General features: G+C 41.4%; 26 protein-coding genes. 23 read left to right on the plus strand and 3 right to left on the minus strand.

Features of this window, described 5'->3' with window-relative positions; genetic code table 11:
* Window positions 1-2: 2 nt before the first annotated feature.
* From IMZ28_RS01400 to IMZ28_RS01410, 3 genes are read right to left on the minus strand one after another with little or no spacing between them, the layout of a single operon-like run.
* Window positions 3-632: a response regulator transcription factor gene (locus IMZ28_RS01400; protein WP_197548864.1), complete on the minus strand. Its 630-nt coding sequence runs from the start codon at window positions 630-632 to the stop codon at window positions 3-5.
* Window positions 625-1,419, minus strand: coding sequence for a hypothetical protein (locus IMZ28_RS01405; protein ID WP_197548865.1), 795 nt, complete (start codon window positions 1,417-1,419; stop codon window positions 625-627). The genes IMZ28_RS01400 and IMZ28_RS01405 overlap by 8 nt, the downstream gene beginning before the upstream one ends.
* Window positions 1,416-1,778 carry a hypothetical protein gene (locus tag IMZ28_RS01410; protein WP_197548866.1) on the minus strand — a complete coding sequence of 121 codons (363 nt, stop codon included), beginning with the start codon at window positions 1,776-1,778 and terminating at the stop codon, window positions 1,416-1,418. The genes IMZ28_RS01405 and IMZ28_RS01410 overlap by 4 nt, the downstream gene beginning before the upstream one ends.
* A gap of 319 nt (window positions 1,779-2,097) precedes the next feature.
* Between IMZ28_RS01410 and IMZ28_RS01415 the strand changes: the two genes are divergently transcribed.
* From IMZ28_RS01415 to IMZ28_RS01525, 23 genes are all read left to right on the plus strand, one after another.
* Window positions 2,098-2,751, plus strand: a complete 654-nt coding sequence (locus tag IMZ28_RS01415; protein WP_197548867.1) for an energy transducer TonB — start codon at window positions 2,098-2,100, stop codon at window positions 2,749-2,751.
* A gap of 73 nt (window positions 2,752-2,824) precedes the next feature.
* A complete protein-coding gene (locus IMZ28_RS01420; protein ID WP_232087493.1) occupies window positions 2,825-4,870 on the plus strand; it encodes a TonB-dependent receptor in 2,046 nt (681 codons plus the stop codon).
* Window positions 4,871-5,254: 384 nt separating this feature from the next.
* On the plus strand, window positions 5,255-7,855 hold the full coding sequence (gene nosZ / locus IMZ28_RS01425) for a Sec-dependent nitrous-oxide reductase (RefSeq protein ID WP_197548868.1): 2,601 nt from the start codon (window positions 5,255-5,257) through the stop codon (window positions 7,853-7,855).
* A 200-nt stretch (window positions 7,856-8,055) separates the two neighbouring features.
* On the plus strand, window positions 8,056-8,838 hold the full coding sequence (locus tag IMZ28_RS01430; RefSeq protein WP_197548869.1) for a cytochrome C: 783 nt from the start codon (window positions 8,056-8,058) through the stop codon (window positions 8,836-8,838).
* 1 nt (window position 8,839) lies between these two features.
* Entirely contained in the window at window positions 8,840-10,063 is a 1,224-nt protein-coding gene (locus tag IMZ28_RS01435) for a nitrous oxide reductase family maturation protein NosD (RefSeq protein ID WP_197548870.1), read from the plus strand.
* Window positions 10,063-10,884, plus strand: coding sequence for a 4Fe-4S dicluster domain-containing protein (locus IMZ28_RS01440; RefSeq protein WP_197548871.1), 822 nt, complete (start codon window positions 10,063-10,065; stop codon window positions 10,882-10,884). Before IMZ28_RS01435 ends, IMZ28_RS01440 begins: the two co-directional genes overlap by 1 nt.
* Entirely contained in the window at window positions 10,877-11,449 is a 573-nt protein-coding gene (locus IMZ28_RS01445) for a c-type cytochrome (protein ID WP_197548872.1), read from the plus strand. Before IMZ28_RS01440 ends, IMZ28_RS01445 begins: the two co-directional genes overlap by 8 nt.
* Entirely contained in the window at window positions 11,446-11,970 is a 525-nt protein-coding gene (locus IMZ28_RS01450; protein WP_197548873.1) for a c-type cytochrome, read from the plus strand. The genes IMZ28_RS01445 and IMZ28_RS01450 overlap by 4 nt, the downstream gene beginning before the upstream one ends.
* A 54-nt stretch (window positions 11,971-12,024) precedes the next feature.
* Window positions 12,025-12,936 (plus strand): NapH/MauN family ferredoxin-type protein, encoded by a 912-nt coding sequence (locus IMZ28_RS01455; RefSeq protein WP_197548874.1) that lies wholly within the window; start codon window positions 12,025-12,027, stop codon window positions 12,934-12,936.
* Window positions 12,936-13,577, plus strand: coding sequence for an ABC transporter ATP-binding protein (locus tag IMZ28_RS01460; RefSeq protein WP_332061154.1), 642 nt, complete (start codon window positions 12,936-12,938; stop codon window positions 13,575-13,577). Before IMZ28_RS01455 ends, IMZ28_RS01460 begins: the two co-directional genes overlap by 1 nt.
* A complete protein-coding gene (locus IMZ28_RS01465; protein ID WP_197548875.1) occupies window positions 13,564-14,037 on the plus strand; it encodes an LIM domain-containing protein in 474 nt (157 codons plus the stop codon). Before IMZ28_RS01460 ends, IMZ28_RS01465 begins: the two co-directional genes overlap by 14 nt.
* Window positions 14,037-14,864, plus strand: a complete 828-nt coding sequence (locus IMZ28_RS01470) for an ABC transporter permease (RefSeq protein WP_197548876.1) — start codon at window positions 14,037-14,039, stop codon at window positions 14,862-14,864. Before IMZ28_RS01465 ends, IMZ28_RS01470 begins: the two co-directional genes overlap by 1 nt.
* Window positions 14,865-14,873: 9 nt before the next feature.
* Window positions 14,874-15,353, plus strand: coding sequence for a nitrous oxide reductase accessory protein NosL (locus IMZ28_RS01475; RefSeq protein ID WP_197548877.1), 480 nt, complete (start codon window positions 14,874-14,876; stop codon window positions 15,351-15,353).
* Between the two features lie 115 nt (window positions 15,354-15,468).
* A complete protein-coding gene (locus IMZ28_RS01480) occupies window positions 15,469-15,993 on the plus strand; it encodes a PAS domain-containing protein (RefSeq protein ID WP_232087494.1) in 525 nt (174 codons plus the stop codon).
* 64 nt (window positions 15,994-16,057) lie between these two features.
* Window positions 16,058-16,795, plus strand: a complete 738-nt coding sequence (locus IMZ28_RS01485; protein WP_197548878.1) for a nitrous oxide reductase accessory protein NosL — start codon at window positions 16,058-16,060, stop codon at window positions 16,793-16,795.
* A gap of 44 nt (window positions 16,796-16,839) precedes the next feature.
* A complete protein-coding gene (locus IMZ28_RS01490; RefSeq protein ID WP_197548879.1) occupies window positions 16,840-17,514 on the plus strand; it encodes a nitrous oxide reductase accessory protein NosL in 675 nt (224 codons plus the stop codon).
* A gap of 48 nt (window positions 17,515-17,562) precedes the next feature.
* Window positions 17,563-17,817, plus strand: coding sequence for a hypothetical protein (locus tag IMZ28_RS01495; protein ID WP_197548880.1), 255 nt, complete (start codon window positions 17,563-17,565; stop codon window positions 17,815-17,817).
* Window positions 17,807-18,985, plus strand: coding sequence for an ABC transporter permease (locus IMZ28_RS01500; protein WP_197548881.1), 1,179 nt, complete (start codon window positions 17,807-17,809; stop codon window positions 18,983-18,985). The genes IMZ28_RS01495 and IMZ28_RS01500 overlap by 11 nt, the downstream gene beginning before the upstream one ends.
* Before the next feature lie 109 nt (window positions 18,986-19,094).
* Complete coding sequence (locus IMZ28_RS01505) at window positions 19,095-19,775, plus strand: ABC transporter ATP-binding protein (RefSeq protein ID WP_197548882.1); 681 nt, start codon at window positions 19,095-19,097, stop codon at window positions 19,773-19,775.
* Window positions 19,776-19,820: 45 nt separating this feature from the next.
* The gene (locus tag IMZ28_RS01510; RefSeq protein WP_197548883.1) at window positions 19,821-20,789 is read left to right on the plus strand and encodes a hypothetical protein; all 969 of its coding nucleotides are present in this window, start codon (window positions 19,821-19,823) and stop codon (window positions 20,787-20,789) included.
* A complete protein-coding gene (locus IMZ28_RS01515; protein ID WP_197548884.1) occupies window positions 20,786-21,289 on the plus strand; it encodes a hypothetical protein in 504 nt (167 codons plus the stop codon). Before IMZ28_RS01510 ends, IMZ28_RS01515 begins: the two co-directional genes overlap by 4 nt.
* A 68-nt stretch (window positions 21,290-21,357) precedes the next feature.
* A complete protein-coding gene (gene acpP, locus IMZ28_RS01520; protein ID WP_197548885.1) occupies window positions 21,358-21,591 on the plus strand; it encodes an acyl carrier protein in 234 nt (77 codons plus the stop codon).
* A 109-nt stretch (window positions 21,592-21,700) separates the two neighbouring features.
* Window positions 21,701-22,918, plus strand: a complete 1,218-nt coding sequence (locus IMZ28_RS01525) for a beta-ketoacyl-ACP synthase II (protein WP_197548886.1) — start codon at window positions 21,701-21,703, stop codon at window positions 22,916-22,918.
* Window positions 22,919-22,925 lie beyond the last annotated feature (7 nt).

A 22,925-nucleotide genomic window follows, 5' to 3' on the forward strand; every position in this document is an offset into this window, starting at 1 on the left:
TTTCAGATAATTTTATAACCTACTCCTCTTACATTTTTAATTTGAATATCAAGATTTTTCTTGAGTTTGGCAATGTTGACCCTCAGTGCCAGATCAGAAGGTTTTTCCAGCAGCAGCATAAGTTCATCTTTGGTAACAGGAGCAGGATGGTTTCGGACCAGTGTTGTAAAAATCTTTTTTTGTACTTCTCCCAAGTGTATGGGATTTCCCTGATGAAAAATCTCTTCTCTTCTGATATCGATCTCAAAATCTTTAAACTGGAGGAGTTCTTTTAATGTACTGGTTTTGGCCTTTATTCTTACAATAAGTTCATCCGGGTCAAAAGGTTTTTTTATATAGTCGTCTGCTCCGGCAATGAACCCTTTTGTTACCGAAGCGATATCTCCCAGTGCACTGATTATAATGGTCGGAGTAAAATCTTCTGCCTCCCTGAGGGCAGTAAGCAGATCAATTCCGTTCATTACAGGCACATTGATATCAAAAAGGTAAAGTGTGTAGTTACAGGCATAGCTGAGCTCTATCGCCTCTTCACCATTTTTGGCCCAGTCTACTTCATAGCCATGGTGTGCAAGATATTTTATCAGTGTTTTTGAAAGGGCAGGATCATCTTCAAGAAGAAGCAGTTTACTCAAAATGTACTCCTACATTAAAAGATATGATATGGTCATAAGAGAGCTTATCCAGTGTATAGGCATAATTGCAGGTAACAAAAAGGTCTTTTGATACAGTATAAGCGTTGAACCATGAGAGCGCTTTATAGGCTTCATTCTCCGGATAGGCAGAACCGGAGTAGCTGTAAGAGAGAGCACTGTACCATTTGTCGGTCAAGGCATAACCTGTTCCTGTAGAACAGGAATAAAAATTATTATAGTCCATTGTTGGACTGTCACCGCTAACTGTATAACTGTAATAGAAAAAAATATTTTGTTTTGTGTTGATGAAATAGTCAAAGTTAACAGAGCTGAAATAATCATTGTCTCTACCGGATGTCTCATCACCCGTTAAAGAAAATTTTGTTCCCATTGATACTTTGGTGTTGAAGGAAGGGGTTTGAAAGAGGTATCCTGCCGTAAAATAGAGACTGTTTTCAGAGCGGGTAATCGTGTTGATATTGGTTGTACTGTAGTTTGAGCTTGAAAGGGAAAAACTCCAGTGACCATAATCATAATTTACAAACAGGTTTAAATTGCTTGATGTGGCCGATAAGGTATTGAAGCTGATATCGCTTCCCAGCTGAAGAGTGATCTTTCCCGGGTATTTTTTGTCATATGGACAGCCTCTTTCATCTACAATGACATCAAAAGGGGTGTCTGCACAGAGGTCTTTGCTGTCATCTACACCATCAATATCCTGATCTTCATATGCCAAAAGAGCTGACGAACACAATAGTATGGATAGAGTGATTTTCAGAAGAGTCACCTGTGAGTCCCGCCTTGTCCATTTCTCATTGAGCCGTGTCCTCCCAGCTGCTGAAGTTGCATATGTAGCTGCATACTGTTCTGTATATCGGAGGTATCACGGGATTTTTGCACAGATGTGCTTTTGGCTGCAAAAGATTCCTGAAGATCCAACATGATTTTTCGTCGGATCTCTTTATTCATTTTTCTAAGTTTTATTTTGAGCTTGTTCATTGCAATCCTCCGATCATCTGAAGAACTGTTTTTGATCTGGGTGATCAATATGTTTAACTCTTTTGTCTGCTCCGTTGTCTCTTGGGCGCCAAGCTGAACGGCAAGTATAAAAAAGGAAATGCTTAAAATGATAAGTTTATGATGCATAACAACTCCTACCTTCCGACGATTGTATAGTAATTTTGTTAATAAAGTGTTACCAAACAGTGCCCATATACTTTTTCGTAAAATATATTTTTGAAATGTATAAAAGTCAAGTTTTGATTTCAATTAATATTTCTTTAACATATCTTTGCTAAACTTCAACATCCTTATAAAATAAACTGTATAAAGGGATGTTGTGGTAAAACACCGGTACCTGATCTCCTTCCTTGGCACAACATTTCTCTACCTTTTACTGGCCGGAGCCTACTTTTATATACTGACCCGACATCCTGTATCAGACCAAAATTCTCAAGAAACAATTATGCATTTTTCCCTTGCTGCTTTCACTCCGGAGGTACTGTCTCCTGCCGAGAACTCCAAAGAGACAAAAACAGAAGAACAGACCCTGGAAACGGAGTCTGAAGCCAAACCTGATCCTCTACCGGAGGCTGAAGAGTCCAAAGAACCTGAACTAGAGTCTGATCCTTTGCCGGAGACTGAAGAGCCCAAAGAGCCCGAAATTAAAGAAGAGCCGGCAAAAGAGGAGGCCACTCATGAAACGGTCATCAAGGAGATACCGATAGTCAAACCGGTTAAGAAGGTCACACCGAAACCCAAAAAGAAACCGGTTAAAAAGAGAAGAAAAGTACAGCAAAAAAGAGAGATAAACAGTGGCGGCTCTCCCCGTCACAGCACTGCAGAGAAGAACAAGTTTTTGGCAGAGGTTCGCAGAAAGATCAATCGAGCCAAATCGTACCCGCGTATTGCACAAAGACGCGGGATGCAGGGAACAGTGAAAGCGTGTTTTACTATTCTGGCCAATGGACAGGTAGGCAATATCTCTCTCTCCGGACCCAGGGTTTTTTATGCTTCTGCAAGAAAAGCCATCAAAAGTGCTTTCCCTGTAAATGTGAAAAAAGCACCGATCTCCCTGCCGGTTGTCGTTAACCTATCGCTCCGCTATAAACTCAGGTAAATTTTATTATAAACTTAACACAAATTTAACACTAGCTTGGCATACTCTTTTAAAATGATTTTAGGGGAGAAGAATGATGATCAAAAAACAAACGATAGCCCTCTCACTGGTCTGTGCTGTATCACTGCATGCGGCACAGGCAGAATTGGGAACAATCGATGTGGAAGCCAACATCGATACGGAAGTGATCAAGGATGTACACGGAGAAGAGATCAAATCAGCAGACTTGGCAGAAGCACTTTTTAAGCAGTCACCAAGCGTGTCACTGGTCAGAAGAAGCGGTATTGCCAATGATGTGATCGTAAGGGGACAGAAAAAAGACAATATCAGTGTCACGATGGATGGAGTCAAAGTGTATGGTGCCTGTCCAAACAGAATGGATCCTCCTGTTTCTCATGTATTAACGAACAACATTGATTATATCGAGATCAATGAAGGACCCTACAATGTAGAAGATTTCGGGGTATTGAGTGCAGATGTCAAGATACATACTATTAAACCGAAAAAAGAGTTTACAGGAGACCTTAATCTTGGTTTTGGTAGCTGGGGGTATAAGAAGGGAGCATTCTCAATGAGCGGCGGTACAGACAGGGTAAGGGTCTTGCTAAGCGGTTCAGTTGAGACAAGTGGACAATATGAAGATGGCAACGGTGATGACTTTGTGGGACAGATAGCCAGAAATATTTCAGAAGGTGTAGTACCCCCGGATGCACAATACCAGTCAGTCTATCAGGATATGGATGCCTATACAAAAAAAACATTTATGGCAAAACTCTTTTGGGATATTACTGATAATCAGGAGTTAAGGCTTGGCTATACAGCAAACAGAAGTGATGATATCCTCTATCCTTCTTCCAAAATGGATGCACTCTATGATGATTCAGACATTTATAATCTTGAATATATCGTAAAAGAGCTTGGCAGATATTCAAAAGAACTCGATTTTCAACTCTATCGGTCGACAGTTGAGCATCCAATGTCGACCATGTATCGTGAAACAGCAGTGATCAAAGGCTTTGAAATGACACATGCCCTGGAGACAAAAATGCAGGGAGCCAAGATCAAAAACCGTTTTGAACTTGATAACCATACGATCACAACAGGACTGGACTACAGTCTGAGAAACTGGGACGGTGGATACTATAAAGATGGTGTTCCTCTGCCTGAATCCGTTTTTCACAGTATATATGATGTAGATACGAAGAATACGGCAGTATTTATCAAAGACAAGATCAAAATGGACAAACTCGTTTTGGAGGTGGGTTTACGGTATGACGATACAACGATCACTTCAGACAATGCTTCACAGCAGAGTAATGATTATAATGAACTGAATGGTTATATCTTTGGAACCTATCATACGGATACCGGTACCAAATATTTTATAGGGCTTGGAAAGTCATCAAGAGTACCTGATGCCAAGGAACTTTACTGGATAGGAAGTATGGGTAATGAGATCGGTACACCTGATCTGGAAGATACAGTGAATTACGAATTTGACATTGGGCTTGAAAAACAATTTGATAATGCAACACTGAAAGTAAAAGCATTCTACAGTATGCTGGATAACTATATTGCATATAATGCAAATAATGTGAATATGATGGGTGCAGCTGAAAATGCCTATGAAAATGTTGATGCAACAATCTATGGGATTGAATTAAGCGGTATATATATTGCAACAGAATCACTCTATTTTGATTATGGCATGTCATATCAAAGGGGAAAAAAAGAGACTCCTTTAACTGGGCAGACTGGGACTAATATGCCTGAGATCCCGCCATTTAAACTCAATGCGGCCGTAAATTATGATTATGATGACAGTTTGGTATTGCGAGCTGAACTGATTGCTTCTGACAGTTGGACGCATATTGACTGGGAAAACGGTGAGCAGGAGTTGGATGCCTATGCGATACTTAACCTTAAAGGAACAAAGAATTTTGGCAAGCATTTTGAACTGACTCTGGGCATAGATAATATATTTGATAAAACCTATGCAGTATCCAATACCTATAAAGACCTGATCCTCCTTACCGATACAAGCGGAGGAGTGGATAATGTCATGTTGATGAATGAGCCGGGACGTTATTTCTATACAAATCTAAGCTATAAATTCTAAAAGCTTGATTTTTGACAAGTATGAAGAGTCCACTCTTCATGCCCGGCCTGTCTTCTGTTTCAAACATCTATCTTTATCATAGCCTTATCCTCTCTGTTATTTCTCCTTTTATACTGTAATTCTGTTTTTACTGTTCCTATCTTTTTTATAAAACAATACATTCATCCATAAGAGAGGATCTTAAACTTTTTATAGAATCCTCTTGAAAATATCTCTTTTTCTATATAAGTTTGTTGATTTGACTGGTTTGTATTTATCAGAGAAGTGTTAAATTAGTGTTAAATTCTTGATGTAAATCAATTATATTTATAATAAGATTAAGATATAATGAAAAGATGGGCGATAGTACTTTGTGTTATTGACTAAAATTTTAAGGAGGAAAAAATGAGCTACAGATTAAGCAGATTCGCATCGCTTGTTCTTGGTTCTGCACTGAGTGTAACGACACTTTTTGGTGCGGGAGAGCTGGATAAAGTGATGAAAGAGAGAGGGTTGACACAGGCTGACCTGCTGGCAGCAGCAAAAACCTATACACCTAGTGGCGGACGTGACAAGTATATTGTATTCAGTTCCGGTGGACAGTCCGGACAGATCATGGTCTATGGTGTACCCTCTATGAGGATCCTGAAATATATCGGTGTCTTTACCCCGGAACCGTGGCAGGGATGGGGGTACGATGATGATACCAAAAAAATTCTTGCACAGGGTAATATCAGAGGCAAGCAGATCACATGGGGTGACACACATCACCCGGCTCTCTCAGAAACAGCTGGCAAATATGATGGGAAATGGCTGGTCATTAACGACAAGGCAAATCCAAGACTTGCAGTAATAGATCTTGCAGACTTCGTTACCAAGCAGATCGTGGTAAACCCGGTCTTTAAATCAGACCACGGTGGAGCGTTCTTTACGCCGAACTCCGAATATATTCTGGAAGCATGTCAATACGCAGCTCCTTTTGATAACAACTATCATCCCATCGAAGAGTATAAAGAGACCTACCGAGGCGGTGTGACAGTTTGGAAGTTCGATCATGAAAAAGGCAAGATCATTCCTGAGGAATCATTTACGATTGAAATGCCTCCGTATATGCAGGATCTTTCTGATTCAGGCAAGGCGGCAAGTAACGGTTGGGGGTTCACCAACTCTTTCAACTCCGAAATGTATACCGGAGGTATCGAAAAAGGGCTTCCGCCATTTGAAGCGGGTATGAGTCGTAACGATACCGATTTTCTGCATATGTACAACTGGAAGAAGCTGGCTGAACTTGCAAAAGATGACAAGAATGTGAAGATCATTAACGGACATAGAGTTATTCCTATGAATGTCGCGATCAAAAATGATGCCCTCTTTCTGATCCCTGAGCCGAAATCACCCCACGGTGTAGATGTATCACCAGATGGTAAAAGTATTGTTGTCTGCGGTAAACTTGACACACATGCAACAGTTTACGATTTTGACAAGCTTATGAAAGCAATCAAGAATAAAGATTATGTAGGAAAAGACCCATACGGTATTCCGATTTTAGATCTCAAGAAAACTATGCATTGTCAAGCTGAGCTTGGTCTTGGACCATTACACAACCAGTATGGAAAGAACTGGAAAGATGGTGAAATTTATACTTCTCTTTATGTTGATTCCCAGGTTGTCAAATGGAATTACAAAACATGTAAAGTAGAAGACAGACAGAATGTCAACTATAATATCGGACACCTTTGTGGTATGGAGGGCAAGTCAGCTGATCCTCAGGGAGACTACATCATTGCACTGAACAAACTGGCAATTGACAGATTTAACGAGATAGGGCCATTGCACCCGCAAAACCACCAGCTAATAGATATCCGAGGCAAGAAGATGCAACTGCTTTATGATATGCCGGTACCTCTGGGGGAGCCGCACCAGGCAGTGGCGATAAGAGCAAGCAAACTGCATACACATGTACGCTATAAAATGGGGACAAATGCCTTTACCGGTGAAGTCCATGAGGGTAAAACACTTGCAGGACAGGAGAAAATCGTAAGAAAAGGGAATCATGTCTATGTGTACGGTACTGTGGTGAGATCACATATTAATCCGGAGCGTGTAACGGTAAATAAAGGTGATATTGTAACTTTCTATTTGACAAATCTTGAAAGAGCACAGGATGAAACACACGGATTTACAGTGGACAACTATAATATACACACTTCACTCGAACCGGGTAAAACCGTTGCCGCTACATTCAAAGCAGACATGGAGGGCGTATTCCCTTACTACTGTACAGAGTTCTGTTCCGCACTTCACCTGGAGATGATGGGATACCTTATGGTAAAAGATCCGAACAAGAAATATACAGCGGCTAAAAAACTCAAAATGGCAGCAATGAGCCCTGAACAGCTCAAAAAAGAGTATGAACAGACTGTAGCTGTAAACAATGCGACTGATAAAGTTATTCAAAGTGTTGTGAAGTTCCTTAAAGATAACCACTATGAGAAGTATCCGACTGTCAAAGCTTTGGTTGTGGATGCATTGGATCAGTACGGTAAGATCGCTGAGCAGAAGAAAAAGTCTGATGCAGCAGTGAAAGCCGGAGATCTTGAAAAAGCGATCCTTTTTGAAAATATGATCTGGCAGTATATGGTCAAAACAGCTGATGTTGGTATCAGAGCGAAAGATCTCCTGGTCAAGAAAGTGGCAAAACCGATGAGTGAAGCAGCAAAACGAGGTGAAACCGCATATCTTGAAGGTGGGTGTAACGGATGTCATGTCATCGGAAAAGTATCTTCCGGTCCGGATTTGACAGGTGTACTCCAAAGACATGAGAACGGGGAACAATGGGTAGCTGAGTGGATCATGCATCCTGAAAAAATGTATGAGAATGACTATATTAAGTCTATGATCAACTACTTCAATCTTAAAATGCCTAACCAGGGAATGACAGAACAGCAGACAAAAGATATCATTGAATATCTTAAGTGGATCGACGAAAACGCGAATCTCTTCTAGCATCTACAATATAAAGGGGACCCCCCCTTTATACACTATCCTATAAATAAAGCTTATGGTTTTAAAGTATAATTTAATTTGATAGATATCAAGTATTATCGAAAGTGAATAGGGTAGAATATACTGTATAAGGGATATAGGCATATTTAAAAACTTGATTTGTTTGAGTTTTTAAATATATCTATAAAGAAAGGATATCTATGAGTTCTTTGGCAAAGTCAAGACTGTTTACACTGTTGGCATTGGGTATATTGCTATATTGGTTCGTCATTCCTGCTGTATTTACACATAATGTTGTCGAGATGGGACGACAGGGGAAAGGAGAGCATCTCTCTGATATGACGGTAAAGGTCTGGGACTATTATCAGAGTGGACGATATGTCTCTCCAAACATTCCTAAAGAGGATGCGAACAATCTGCGAAAAATGATCGCCGATGATATGGAGCTGAATGTAGTGACAGCACCGATCTGGTATGTGGCACTTGAAGCACCAAACTATCCTAAAGATGCATTTCCCGAAGGGATCCCTGTATTTTACCACTTTGACGGATTCAGCGGGGATGTACATGAGATGAATACGATCAATCATTATATCGGAATGGACCCGATGGAGAGAGGAGCACCGTATCTTCGTATGTTGGCACCTTATGCCCTGATCTTTGTAGCATGGATCATGGCGATGTTCATGATCTATAACAATAGACTCTTGAATCTTCTTATGCTGATCCCTGTGGTATTGCCGTTGGTTTTCATAGGGTTCTACTCTTATTGGCTCTACTGGTTTGGACACCATATGCATGACTGGGGTGCATTCAAGATTAAACCTTTTACTCCTACGGTTTTTGGGGACGGGAAAGTAGCGCAGTTCATCACGCATTCCTATCCGACACTTGGTTTCTGGCTTTTGGTTGCGATCAGTGTGCTGAGTATTTTGGCATTGGCGGCAAAACGTAAATATCAGAAAAGTAAACAAGAAGTATAAAATGATACAAAAGATCATAGCTTTCAGTATCGCAATAAGTTCTTTGTCCTCGGCAGGCAATGTATTGCAGGAGGCTATTGACAATGCAAAACCGGGATCACGTCTGGAATTGCCTGCAGGTATTTACCGCGGGAATATTGTAATTGACAAACCGCTGATCATAGACGGTAAAGATCAGAAAGCAGTGATAGAAGGTGATGGCAAAAGTACGGTTATTACCATTTTGAGTTCCGGAGTTACTGTAAAGAATCTTACCATTCGAAACAGTGGGGAAAATCATGACAAAGTGGATGCCGGAATTGCCCTTAAGAAGGTGACACAGTGCATAGTTGAGAATAACCGGATCGTTGACTGTCTTTTTGGTATCGATATGGCAGAAGTGACAAGCTCAGAGATCAATAACAACTATATTGAGTCTAAACCTTTTGACCTTGGTATTCGGGGTGACGGTGTACGGTTGTGGTACAGCAACGACAACCACCTGAGCGGAAACCATCTTTACAAGTCACGCGACTTTGTTGTGTGGTACTCGCATGGAAACCTGATAGAAAAAAATCTGGGTGAGTATGGAAGGTATTCACTGCATTTTATGTATACAGGAAAGAACTTTGTAAGAGATAATGTCTATAAACACAACTCTGTAGGGATATTCTTCATGTATTCACGTGATACGGTAGCTACAGGAAACCTGATACAAAACTCTCTGGGAACCACAGGACTGGGTATTGGACTGAAGGATGCCAGCAATTTTATCCTGAAGAACAACACGATCATCTATTGTGCAAGAGGATTATATGTGGACAGGTCACCATATGAACCCGGTGAGACCAATCTGATAGAAGGAAACCGTATTATTTACAACAGTGAAGGGATTCATTTTCACTCTTTAAGTTTGCATAACCGCTTCGAGAACAATGTTTTTAAAGGAAATATTGAAAATATTGTTAATGATTCTTACAATACCAAGGTCACAGAGAATTATTTTGACGGGAACTATTGGGATGACTACGAAGGCTTTGATAGGAATGGTGACGGTATAGGTGATAGTGCCTATAACTATTATGCCTATGCCGACAAAGTGTGGCTTCTCAATCATAATGTGAAGTTTTTTTACGGCTCACCGGTGATTTCTATTTTGAACTTTTTGGCAAAGCTGGCACCTTTTTCGGAGCCGGTATTGTTATTGAGTGATGAACATCCTAAAATGTACGAAGGGCAGGTATAATGGAAGAGAAAGTACAACAGCCAGCTTCGAAAGAGGAGTTGAAACGACGCGCATTCATGAAACAGGCAGCCGGTCTTGGTGTGCTTGGGATTGCTGCAGCCGGAGGGATCTGGGCAGCAAAAGGTTTCAAGCCGGAAAAAGGGAGGTTAAGGCCTCCAGGTGCTGTACCTGAAGATCAGTATCTCTCTATGTGTATCAAGTGTGGGCAGTGTCTTCAGGTCTGTCCTTATGATTCCATCAAGCTGGAAGATATAGACGGGAAAGCTGGTGTGGGAACAGCTTATATTGATCCTCTGGCCAGGGGATGTTATCTTTGTGAAGCTTTTCCCTGTGTGTTGGCATGTCCGACCGGTGCACTTAACCATGAAGCAAATGTGATCGATAAAGTACATATGGGTATGGTGATCATCGTAAATGAAAGTGCCTGTATTGCATTGGAGAACAAAAAAGTCACCAGGGAGATGATCGGCCGTATCTATGACCATACGAAAGTGATCACAAATGCAGAGCGGCTGGCACGAAAAGTAAACATTTACGATAATGACGAGGAAAAAGTGAAGCTGCAAAAAGAGCTTTTGCAGAAATTGAGTGCAGAGGAGGGGAAAATATGCAGTCTCTGTGCTGATATGTGCCCCTATCCTGCCCCTGAACAGGCTATTGGAATGGTCTCAAAGAACGGGGGACTCTTCCCTGAGATCAGGGATGCGTGTGTTGGATGTGGTGCCTGTGTGGAAGTTTGTCCGACAAAAGTGCTCCAAATTCTTCCGTATGCAACGTATGCTGAAGTGTATGAAAAAAACAAAGGAAGTAAAAATGCGTAATACAGTATGGATCATCTCATTGGGAACAGCACTGGTCTGTTTTAATGGATGCAGTAGCGAAAAGCCAAGTGAATCAGCTTCAGAAGTAAAAACCACAGGAGATATCGTTGTAACGGAGGGGGTTGTAAAAACACTGAAAAAAGAGGGGGAGTCAAAAGAGAACAGCGGGCAATTCTATTACTCCTACAATAAAGAGAAAAAAGGGAATGAATACAACTCTGAAACATCCAAGGTAAGAACAGAGCTTGATGCTTACAGAAATATCAAATCCCCATACGAGAGTGTACAGATTACACTGATGATACAGCAGTTGAGTCCTGATTACCGTCTTTTGTGTTCCGCCTGCCATGATGATTACGCGAACGGGGTGATCGGGCCAGCTCTGCTGGACAAGAATGCAACATTTATCTATGAACAGATCATTGCATTTAAAACAGGCAGGAAGAAGAATGAGCTGATGAGAGAGCTGGTCAATCGTATAGAGGAAGAGCGTCTCAAGGCTATTGCAAAAGAGATCGAAAGGTTTAACAGAGAAATCAGAGAGATGAGGAGTCAAGGAAAATGAAACATGTATTAGCGGCTATTGTAACGGTACTGGCACTTGGAGCAATGTTTTTGGTATATCAGTCTGATAAAGAGGTCAATAAGCTTGAAGAGATCAAAAAAATGATCGCCAAGACAGAAGTAAAGGTGAAACTTGATACACAGACAGTTTTACAGGTGGAACCTGTAGAAAGCTTGAGCCAGGTAGAGATCGAAAAAGAGCAGGAAAAGAAAAAGAAAGAACTGGATGAGAAACTTCAGGCTCTGAAAGAGAAAGCAGGGAATGTAGCAGCATTCAATGTGAGCCCGCTCTATAAACAGAAATGTGCTTCCTGTCACGGAGTAAACGGTGAAGGAATCATCGGTCCGAAACTCATAGGTCTCAGTGCACAAAAAGTTTATCAGGATTTGGTGGACTTCAAATCGGGTGCAAGGAAGAACTATGTAATGTATGGTCTGCTCAGTAAAATGGAAGAGAGTCAGATGAAAGAGCTCTCTGACGAGATTGGATCGTTCGAAACAAAACTGAAAGAGCAGCAGTAAGTGTCATAGAAGTCGTTTCCGACTTCTGTTCCAGCCCCAAGCAAAGGATAGCAAATGGATAGATATAACGGTAGCGTCAAGGAGTTGATCAATGCTCCTTTGTTGAGTACCTTGTATTACAAAACCAAAAACGGAAAACTCAGACTTACCCTCAGAGCATGGAGGTGGTTGAGTATCATCATCATTAATCTGCTCTTTTTCCTCTCTTTCCATATTGATCTGCAGATGCTGGAAGGTACACTGAACGGATCAAGACTGTTTGGATTTCACCTGGTCGATCCGTTTACCGCGCTGGAGATCTTTGCAGCAGAGCACCATTTCCATACCAATGTGATTATTGGTACGATGACACTGATCGTTTTCTATTTTCTTATTGGCGGTAAAGCATATTGTGCATGGGTATGTCCGTATGGGATACTCAGTGAGATAGGAGAGCGTATTCATCAAATACTTGTGCGCAGAAAGATCATTAAGGAGCATAAATTCACACCGAATGTACGCTTTGTTTTCTGGGGGATCTTTCTGGCAGCTGCAGCGATAGATGGCTATCTTGTTTTTGAAGTGATCAATCCTATCGGGTATTTGAGCCGTGCGATTACATATGGATGGAGTCTGGCTTTTGTATGGGTGCTTGTGGTACTTTCCATTGAAATATTCTACTCCAGAAGGGCATGGTGTAAATATATCTGTCCGGTAGGTACAACCTACAATATGCTTGGCTGGGCAAGTATGACCAAAGTCAAGTGGGATATGAACAGATGTGACCACTGCGGTGCCTGTCTGAATGCTTGCTTTGAAGACCATGTCTTGGAGTTCATTAAACCAAAATATGACAAAGAGAGAAAAGAGAAAGGTGTGGAAACACAACTGGTGGTCAATGGTGACTGTACACTGTGTGGCAGATGCTTTGATGTGTGTCATACCGATGCCTACAATTATGAGTTTAGACTGAAGGATTTGATCTGATGCTGGTTAAAGTCCAAAAGGTAAGCAAGGTGTTCATGGGAAGCAGAGTGCTTGACAATGTTGATCTTACTGTAGAACGTGGGGACCGTATTGCGATGATGGGACCTAATGGTGCAGGAAAGACTACGCTAGTACGGGCGATACTCGGGTTTTATCATATTGACAGTGGAGTGATTAGTGTCAACGGGTATGACCCTGTAAAGCAGAGAGTGGATGTGCTGAAGAACATCAGTTTTATTCCTCAGCTGCCACCGCCTGTCAAACTGAGTCTTGAAGAGCTGCTTCTTTATGTGGAACGCAGTTCCGGAGTCTCCAGAGCAAAAATCTTTGAAGAATCCAACCGGATGGATCTGGACCTTAAAAAACATATTTCCAAACCCTTCTTCAAACTTTCCGGAGGAATGAAGCAAAAACTTCTGATCGCGATCGCTCTTTCCAAAAAAAGCGACCTGCTTATTTTTGATGAACCGACAGCCAACCTTGATCCGAAAGGACGAGAGAAGTTCTATGAACTTCTTGGTGAGATTGATGTGTCATGTTCCACCCTTTTTATTACACACAGACTTGATGAGATCGAAGGGTTGGTTAATCGGAAAATCTATATGGATCTTGGAAAGGTGGTAGAAGATGAAAAAGTTTAAATTTCTCTTTTTTACAGGGCTTCTTTTTTTACTGGTTTTTCCTGGCTGTGATAAAAAATCGACAGGAGAAGCAGTAAAAATGCACTGGGACCGGGATATGTGCGAACGCTGTAAAATGGCTATCAGTGAACGCAAATTTGCTGTTCAGATCATAGAGCCTGAAAGCGGCAGGGATTATAAATTTGATGATATCGGCTGCGCGGTACTCTGGATAGATGAGACAAACATCCCGTGGAGAGATCAGGCAATCATATGGGTCACTGATGCAAAGAGTGGTTTATGGCTGGATGCAAGACAGGCAAAATATACTGAAGGAGCGATCACCCCTATGGCATTTGGTTTTGCCGCATACAGTGATGAAACCTTGCCGGACGGAGCCAAAACATATGATCTTCCACGTGTAACCGAGAAGATAAGAGAGATCGAAAAAAAGAACACACATAAAGTTAGGAACTACTGATGAAAAATATTTTTCTTGTGGCATACCTGGATATAAAAGAGTCGTTGCGCTCAAAATGGTTCTATGTCTACTCTGTTGTGTTTGGTGGTCTGATGGCACTCTTTTTTATCACTGGAGTTTCAGATTCTGTGGTAATGGGCTTTACCGGGCTGAGCCGTATGTTACTGATTTTTATTCAGGTAACGATCATTATTTTGCCTATTTTCATTTTAATCACAACAGTAAAATCGATCTCTGGAGACCGTGAAAGTAATGTCCTTGAATATATGCTCTCTTTTCCTGTGGCGTTAAAGGACTATTATTGGGGTAAAATGCTCGGACGGTTCCTGACGGTTTTTATGCCGGTTTTTCTCGCTCTTTTGCTTGGTGTTGTTTTCGGTCTTTTTAAAGGAGGTGAACTGCCGTGGCGTATGGTATTTCTTTACTCCACGCTTCTCTTCTCTTTGAGTTTTGTTTTTTTGGGACTGGCATTTTTCCTTTCGACTCTGGTCAAGTCAACAGATATTGCACTGGGAAGTTCTTTTGTGGTCTGGATTGCAATGCTGGCATTCATTGATATTGCATTGATGGGACTGATGCTTCAGAACAGGATGAATGACGGATTGATCATTGTGTTGGCCATGCTCAACCCTATAGAAGTATTCCGTATCGGGGCAATTTCACTTTTTGATCCCGAACTAACCGTTATAGGACCGGTTGCCTATTATCTTCTTGATACACTGGGAGCAACACTCTTAATGGTATATGCCATCATATATCCTATCATAATGGGAGCAATTTTGGCATATTTGGGATATATTGCCTTTAGGAAAAAAGATCTTTTGTAAGGAGATTAAATGAGAAAAATTATTTTAAGTCTGTTACTGTTTGCCGGAACAGGTATTGCCGGGACATCATTTAACAGCAAGATACTGTTGTTGAATCAAAAAGCTAACGACCCTGTTTATCAACTTCCTTTGAATCAATATATGGAGTGGCTCTGTGAAGCAGAGTTGAAAAACGGGGAAAAAGTACAGTTTGTATCTGTCAAAGCGATGATGCAGGTCTATCAGCATCAAGAATACTTTCTTGAACGGCAACTGCTTTCTGCACCTATAAGGATGATCTATGTACAGGATTTCATTAGTGGACAGAGAGTTGATGCAACCAAAGCGGTCTATGTATTCGGCAGCAGGATTGTCGGACCGCACGGAGATGAGCTGATCCCCTTTGGCTCGGAAGAGAATGCCAAACTTTTCATGATGAAAAATGGCGGAACAAAGATATTGCCTTTTACGAGAATAACCAAAGGTTTAATCAGATATTTAGACATGTGAGTCACGTTTTTAGTGACGGAACCGGAGCGGTCGTAACGAAGTGGAGCCGCGAAGAGAGGAAATTGAAAAGTCGGTAAATGCTTTATATACCCAGCGATTCCAGACAGGAGGAAAAATGATGAAGAGACCGGACCCCATTAATGAAGAGATAGAACTCAAAAACAATGTCTATATTGAGAGCGATACGGATCTTAAAGGCATTATCACATATGTCAATGACTATTTTGCAGAGATATCACGTTACAGCAAAGGTGAACTTGTCGGTCAGCCGCACAGTATTGTACGTCATCCCGATATGCCAAAGATCCTGTTCAAGATCCTTTGGGATCGTATCCAGCATGGACATAACTTTATTGCAGCGATCAAAAACCTTGCCAAGGACGGAAGATACTATTGGGTATTTACCGATTTTGATATACTTAAGGACGAGCATGACAACCCGGTAGGATATAAGGCCTCCAGGAAGAAGATATCCAAACATGTGACGGATATACTGGATCCGCTTTACAGAAAACTGGTTGAGATCGAAAAAGAGAGTGGTATGGAGGCTTCTGAAAAGTATTTGACAGATTTTTTGAAATCCCATGGAGATGATATTACCGTAGACAACATGCTTGAAGAGATACATCGGATGTACTAAACAATTTAACACTAATTTAACACAAATATATTATGATATATTATTAATATAATAAGGATGTAAAATGAAAAAAATATTACTGGTTCTATTGGCAATAGGTACGATGGTAAGCTATTCCCATGCTGAGATGAAGTGTGCACCAGGCAAATGCGGGGCAGCGATGAAAATGCCTGGAAAACCTAAAAAGATGATGAAGATGTTCCAGTCGGTTTCCAAAGAGAAAGCCATACTCCTGCAGGAGGGTAAAGCAAAAGCGTTTTGTCCTGAGTGCGGAATGTCACTGCCGATGTTCTATAAAACGAACCATGCTGCACATGTGAACGGAAAAACGAAACAGTATTGTTCTATTCACTGTGTAGTAGAAGATATGCAAAAAGGTTCCACACTTACAGATATCAAAGTGGTTGATACAAACTCCCTGAAGTTCATTGATGCTACAAAAGCTTTTTATGTTGTAGGAAGCAGTAAAAAAGGTACTATGACAGCCGTGAGTAAATATGCTTTCTCTTCCAAAGCAGATGCAGATGCTTTTGCCAAAGTCAACGGTGGCAAAGTGGTTGATTTCAAAGGAGCATTGGAAGCCGCAAAAGCAGACTTTGCCAAAGACAGTAAGATGATTGCCAAAAAACAGGCAATGATGGCTAAAAAAGGTGAGATGATGTATGGTAAAATGTGTCAAAAGACAGATAAAAAGTTTGCCACCACAGCAGAAGCCAAAGCTTTCATCATTGAGAATAAACTCTGTAAAGGTCTGAACGGCAAACAGTTACAGGCAGTCGGACTTTATCTTAAAAACAGATAAACTGCAGGGTGTTCTCTTCCGGGGCACCCGATGGAGGAGAAAGATTGAAAAAAATTATTTTTATAGTGTTATTGTGTCTGGTTTCACTTTATGCCGCAGAGAGTAGTACTATAAAAGTAATCAAACTTGCACAGAAGGGTGAGCGTATTGCCAAAGTGATGTGTGATAAGGATAAACTGCCCAAAGCGACAGGAACAATTGAAGAGCTGACAGAAAAGATCAAAAGTTCCAAAGCCTGTTCTCCTCTTTCACAGTCAAAACTAAAGGCAGTAGCCTACTATGTGAGTAACGGCAGTATGAAGAGGGGCAGTCACCATATTCATGTACCTGACGAGGCTAAGTGTCCTGTATGCGGTATGTTCGTGGCCAAGTATCCAAAGTGGGCGGCAGTAATGGAAGTAGATGGAGAAAAACGGTATTTTGACGGGGTTAAAGATATGATGAAGTACTATATCTTTGATGGTGATTTTCCCTATGACCGAAGCCGTATTGCAAAGATAACAGTGAGCGATTATTATACGCTTGAAGCGATTCCCGCGGAAGAAGCGTTTTATGTGCTTGACCCGGATGTTTACGGACCGATGGGACATGAACTGGTTCCGTTTAAGAGTAAAGAGAGTGCTAAAATATTTATGTCCGAACATCATGGCAAAGCGCTTGTAGGATTTGATGAAATTACCGATACAATGGTTATGGCACTGGATGGCATAGAACAATAGTCTGCGGGGGATGGATCACTGTATCCGTCCGGATGGATAGGGAATAAAATGATCAAACCGTTTTTTATACTTGTTTCATTATTGATGTTGATGGTGGGGATAACATTTATCCACTATGCGGGTGTAGGCCGTCAAACACCACAGCAAACCCTGGAAAGGATCAGCACTGTAACTCAGATTGTTTCACCGTCACTGAGTGTTGCCTACTATGAGCCAAGAGTGCTTTTTGTTGAAAAAGGAAGCAACCCGGCATATCCGCAGATGCAGCCTATCGATAAAATGGATTTTGTATATGCAAAATAGCGCATTTCTCTACTTTCTTACACTCATGCTCTTTAGGCAGAAAAGTAAACATATAGGGGCCATAATGATCTCTGTGATCATTATTTTTCTCTTGAGTGCCGTTCTCTTCATCTCCTCTTCTCTGCAGTATTCACTTTTGGCAACACTGGAAGGTCAGGCAGATTTCAGTGTGAGCAGGGTTCAGGCAGGCAGACCGGTGAATACCCCGGTAGAGTGGGTAGAGAGGATACTTGAGATCAATGGGGTATCCCATGTCGCACCAAGGATCTATGGAAGATACTTCTTTACACCGCGAGAAAAATCTTTTTTAGTGGTCGGTATAGATTTTTTCGATGAGCAAAACAGTAAAGCTATGGAAAAGTTGATAGAAGAGATAGATTTAAAACGTTTTCTCTCTGCCGAGAGTATGCTGGTAGGGGAAGGGGTGAAGAGATTTTTGGAAGCACACTATTTTAAGAATGATTTTACCTTTAAGACCCCGAAGGGAACATTTAAAAAAGTAAAAATATACAAAGTGCTGCCTGAACAGACCAATCTTATAGCCAACGATATGATAGTGATGCCGCTCGAACTGGCAAGAGAGGTATTTGGTATGAGGGATGATGAGGTCACAGATATCACATTCAATGTGCCCAATGATGCCGAATGGGACAATATCATTACAAAACTGCATTTGATGTTCTATGATGTAAGGGTGGTTGAAAAAAGAGAGATCAAAAAAGCGTATGAAAACCTTTACAACTACAAAGGAGGACTCTTTTTGATACTTTATCTGGTGAGTATTGTTACTTTTATGCTTGTTTTGTATCAGCGTTACTCCATGGTATACTCTACCGAGCGGAAAGAGATAGGTATTCTTCGTGCGACAGGATGGAGTATCAAAGATATTCTGCGGTTGAAGTTCTATGAGAACCTGATCATTGTGATAGTGAGTTTTACTGTAGGGGTAGTCCTGGCATATCTTTATGTATTTATTTTTGATGCCCCACTGCTTAGCCAGATCTTTTTGGGTGGAGCAAATCTGCCTAACCGTGTCTCATTCATACCTGCACTGGAGTTCGGTATTCTGGGATCGGTTTTTCTTTTTTACGCTGTTCCTTTTTTGGCAGCAGTTTTGATTCCTGCATGGAAGATTGCAGTGACATCACCGAGAGAGGCGATGCAGTAAACAGTGAGGAGTGAAGAGTGAAGAGTGAAAGTATGCATTGCTCTGCAATGCCCGGATCAGATGGAGGGTACTCTGTTGTTACAGTTGTATTTGTTAAAAAGAAGAAACTATGGTAATCCTCGAAAACGTATACAAGATCTATAACGAAGGTACACCGCAGGCTTTTGAAGCGCTTAAATCGATCGATCTGAAGATTGCTGAGGGGGAAACGGTAATCCTGAATGGAGTAAGCGGCAGCGGAAAGTCGACACTGCTTTCGCTGATCGCTGCTTTGGATAAACCGAGTTCAGGAAAGATCACTGTGGGTGGTGAACTGATCTCCAAACTGCCTGATCTGCATGCTTCAGCCTACCGTGCCAAAACGATAGGTGTTATTTTTCAACACTTTAATCTTTTGGAGGCATTGAGCGTGGAAGAGAATGTGATGGCTCCTCTGATCAACTCCAGACTTGATATGGCAACGATCGAACGGAGGGTAATGAAAAGTATGGCGCTGGCCGCCATTTCACATAAGAGAGAAGGAGAGGTGAAAGCACTTTCAGGTGGAGAGAAACAGCGTTGTGCTATTGCCAGAGCATTGGTACATGAGCCTCAACTGATATTGTGTGATGAACCTACTGCCAATCTTGACAGAGCAAATTCACTCAAGTTCATAGAGATACTCCAATCTTTGTATGAGATGGGAAAAACGATTATTGTTGCAACACATGATCCGCTTTTTGAAGGACTTTCGTTCGTCAATAAAGTGATACACATGGAAGATGGAAAAATAGTGAAGAGGGAAGAGTAGATTCTCTATCTGCCCGCTGTATGAAATGAAAAGAAAGAAGGTATTATGAATGAGATTCTCCTAAGCAACGAAGTCATCGTCTATCTTCTTTCCGAAGCAGTACTCTATATGCTGCTGTTCATTGCTTTTTTGGTGACACTGGGATTGGTAAGAAAGTGGAATTTTGATGCATTTACTTCAGAACAGTTCATGTGGGAGAACCGCTCCTATCTGGTGGTGACCATTATCTCTTTTGCCATGCTTCTGAAACTATTACTGCTGCCTTACTTTGTCTATACAGTCGATAATCTCTCTGATCTTATTCCGGGAGCAATGTGTGGTGCAGGTGTGATCAAGGCAAATGAGTATGGGAATCCTCTTTTGGCACTAAAGATCATAGTGCTGTTTTTGAGTGGCCTGTGGTTAAGTATGAACAGTTTGGATCTAAAGGCGAAGAACTATCCTTATTTAAAAGCAAAGTCATGGTTTTTTATAGTTGTTTTTGTTTTTCTTAGTGTAGAATTTACTCTGGATATACTCTATTTTACCCATATAGAGACAAGCAATCCCGTAACATGCTGCTCTGTGATCTTCGGCGTAAGCGGAGGAGCGAACGATCTGCCTTTTGGCTTGAATATTCCCAGACTTTTGATACTCTTCTATCTGCTTTTTGCTTTGCTCGTGTTAACAGTTAATGCCTCTATGCCACTTGTCAGTATCGGTGCAAGCCTTCTTTTTGCCATAGTGGCTTATTATGCGGTTGTCTATTTCTTTGGTACCTATATTTATGAACTTCCTACGCACCAGTGTCCCTTCTGTATGCTGCAGAATCACTACAACTATGTTGGTTATTTTGTTTGGGGTTCATTGCTTTTAGGGATATTTTTTGTACTCGACAGTGCTGTGATGCAGCTGTTTTTTAAGCGTTCTTCCAAAAAACTAAAGAGAGTTTCGTTACTATTTCTAACATTGTTTGTCGTGTTGTGCAGTTTCTATGTGGGATTGTATTATCTTGAAAATGGAGTGCTTTTATGAAAAAAATACTTATAAATATCGCTGTTTTTGTTATGGTGATTGCTGTGATTATCATACTGTTGCTCTCTTTCGGTACCGATGAAGGGGCAAAGTATGTTTACAAGAACAATACAGCATACAAGATCGTTGAGCTCAAGCCCAAAGAGTATCAGTGCTCAGAGTGCAATATGGACGTAGCAGACCTTGAGTATGCCGTTCAGTTGATCACAAAGAACGGAAATACCTACTTCTTCGATGATATAGGGTGTGTTGTGCTCTGGTTAAAGAACAATTCACCAAAGATCGTTAAACTGATGACAAAAACGTTAGATACCCATCGATGGATTGATGCAAAAAAAGCATGGTACAGCCGTACTGACAATACACCGATGGGGTATGGCTTTGCCGCTTATGAGCATAAAGAAGAGGGCATGATACCTTATGAAGAGATGAAACTGCTTATGCTGCAAGGCAAGAACCTCCATGACCCATTCGTCAAAAAGCAGCTGCTTTCCAAATAAGTAAGATAAGGTTTTATCATTTTTTTGCTATACTTATGCGTATTTTAAACACAATTAAGGAGAAATCAATGGCATTATTTGATGATGTAAAAGAGGTAGTTGTTGAGCAACTGAATGTGAGCCCGGATGAGGTAAAAGAAGAGTCTAAGTTCGTAGAGGACCTTGGGGCTGACAGTCTTGATGTCGTTGAATTGGTAATGGCGCTTGAAGAGAAATTTGATATTGAAATTCCTGATGATCAGGCGGAAGCGATCGCAACTGTAGCAGATGCCATCAAATTTATCGAGAATGCAAACGCATAATCTAAACTCCTTCCTTCGGGAGGGCACTAAGAGATAGATGAGTGTTTGAAAACATGAGAAGTGTAAATATTCACCTATATCTTATGAAAGCAGACAGACAGGAGAAGCAGTGAAAAGAGTAGTGGTAACAGGTTTGGGAATGATCAACTCTCTTGGGTTGGATAAAGAGAGTGCATTCGCTGCCATTGTAGAAGGAAAATGCGGGATCAAAGAGATCGGGGCTTTTGATACTGAGAAGCATTCAGTTAAAATTGCGGGGGAGATCACCGATTTTGACCCGACATCCGTTATGGATGCCAAAGAGGTCAAAAAAGCGGACAGGTTTATTCAGCTTGGTCTCAAAGCGGCAGCTGAAGCGATGGAAGATGCAAAACTGCCTGAAAATGTGGACAGAGACCGTTTTGGTGTGGCCTCTGCATCAGGGATCGGTGGTTTGATCAATATTGAAAAGAACTCTATTATTTGTGCAACAAGAGGGCCCAAACGTATCTCTCCGTTCTTTATTCCGTCTTCACTGGTCAATATGCTTGGTGGTTTTGTTTCGATCTATCAGGAGCTTAGAGGTCCAAACCTCTCCTCTGTAACTGCCTGTGCTGCAGGGACGCATGCCATTGGTGAAGCTGCAAAGTCGATTATGGTAGGTACAGCAGACAAAATGCTTGTCATCGGTGCGGAAGCTGCGATCTGTGCTGCAGGTGTAGGTGGATTTGCTGCAATGAAAGCACTCTCTACACGCAATGATGACCCACAGCATGCTTCAAGACCGTTTGACGCAGAGCGTGACGGATTTGTCATGGGTGAGGGTGCTGCAGCATTGGTACTTGAAACCTATGAGGATGCTGTAGCACGTGGTGCAACGATCTATGGAGAGCTTATCGGGTTTGGTGAGAGTGGTGATGCAAACCATATCACAACACCAACTATGGATGGTCCTCTTCGTGCCATGAAAATGGCATACAGTATGGCAGGTGAGCCAAAGGTAGACTATGTCAATGCACATGGTACTTCTACCCCGATCAATGATAAAAATGAGACTGCTGCACTGAAAGAACTTTTTGGCGGTAAAGAGAACTGTCCTCCTGTAAGTTCCATCAAGGGACAGGTAGGACACTGCCTTGGGGCTGCCGGTGCGATCGAAGCAGTCGTTTCATTAATGGCAATGAGAGAGAGTATTCTGCCTCCGACTATCAACTATACAACTCCTGATGAGAACTGTGATCTTGACTATATACCAAATGAAGCAAGAAAAGCAGAGATAAATGTGGTGATGAGCAACTCCTTTGGGTTCGGCGGAACTAACGGTGTTGTTATCTTCAAGAAAGTATAAGCAAGGA

Source organism: Sulfurovum indicum (genome assembly GCF_014931715.1).
In the GTDB taxonomy this organism is placed as follows: Bacteria; Campylobacterota; Campylobacteria; order Campylobacterales; family Sulfurovaceae; genus Sulfurovum; species Sulfurovum indicum.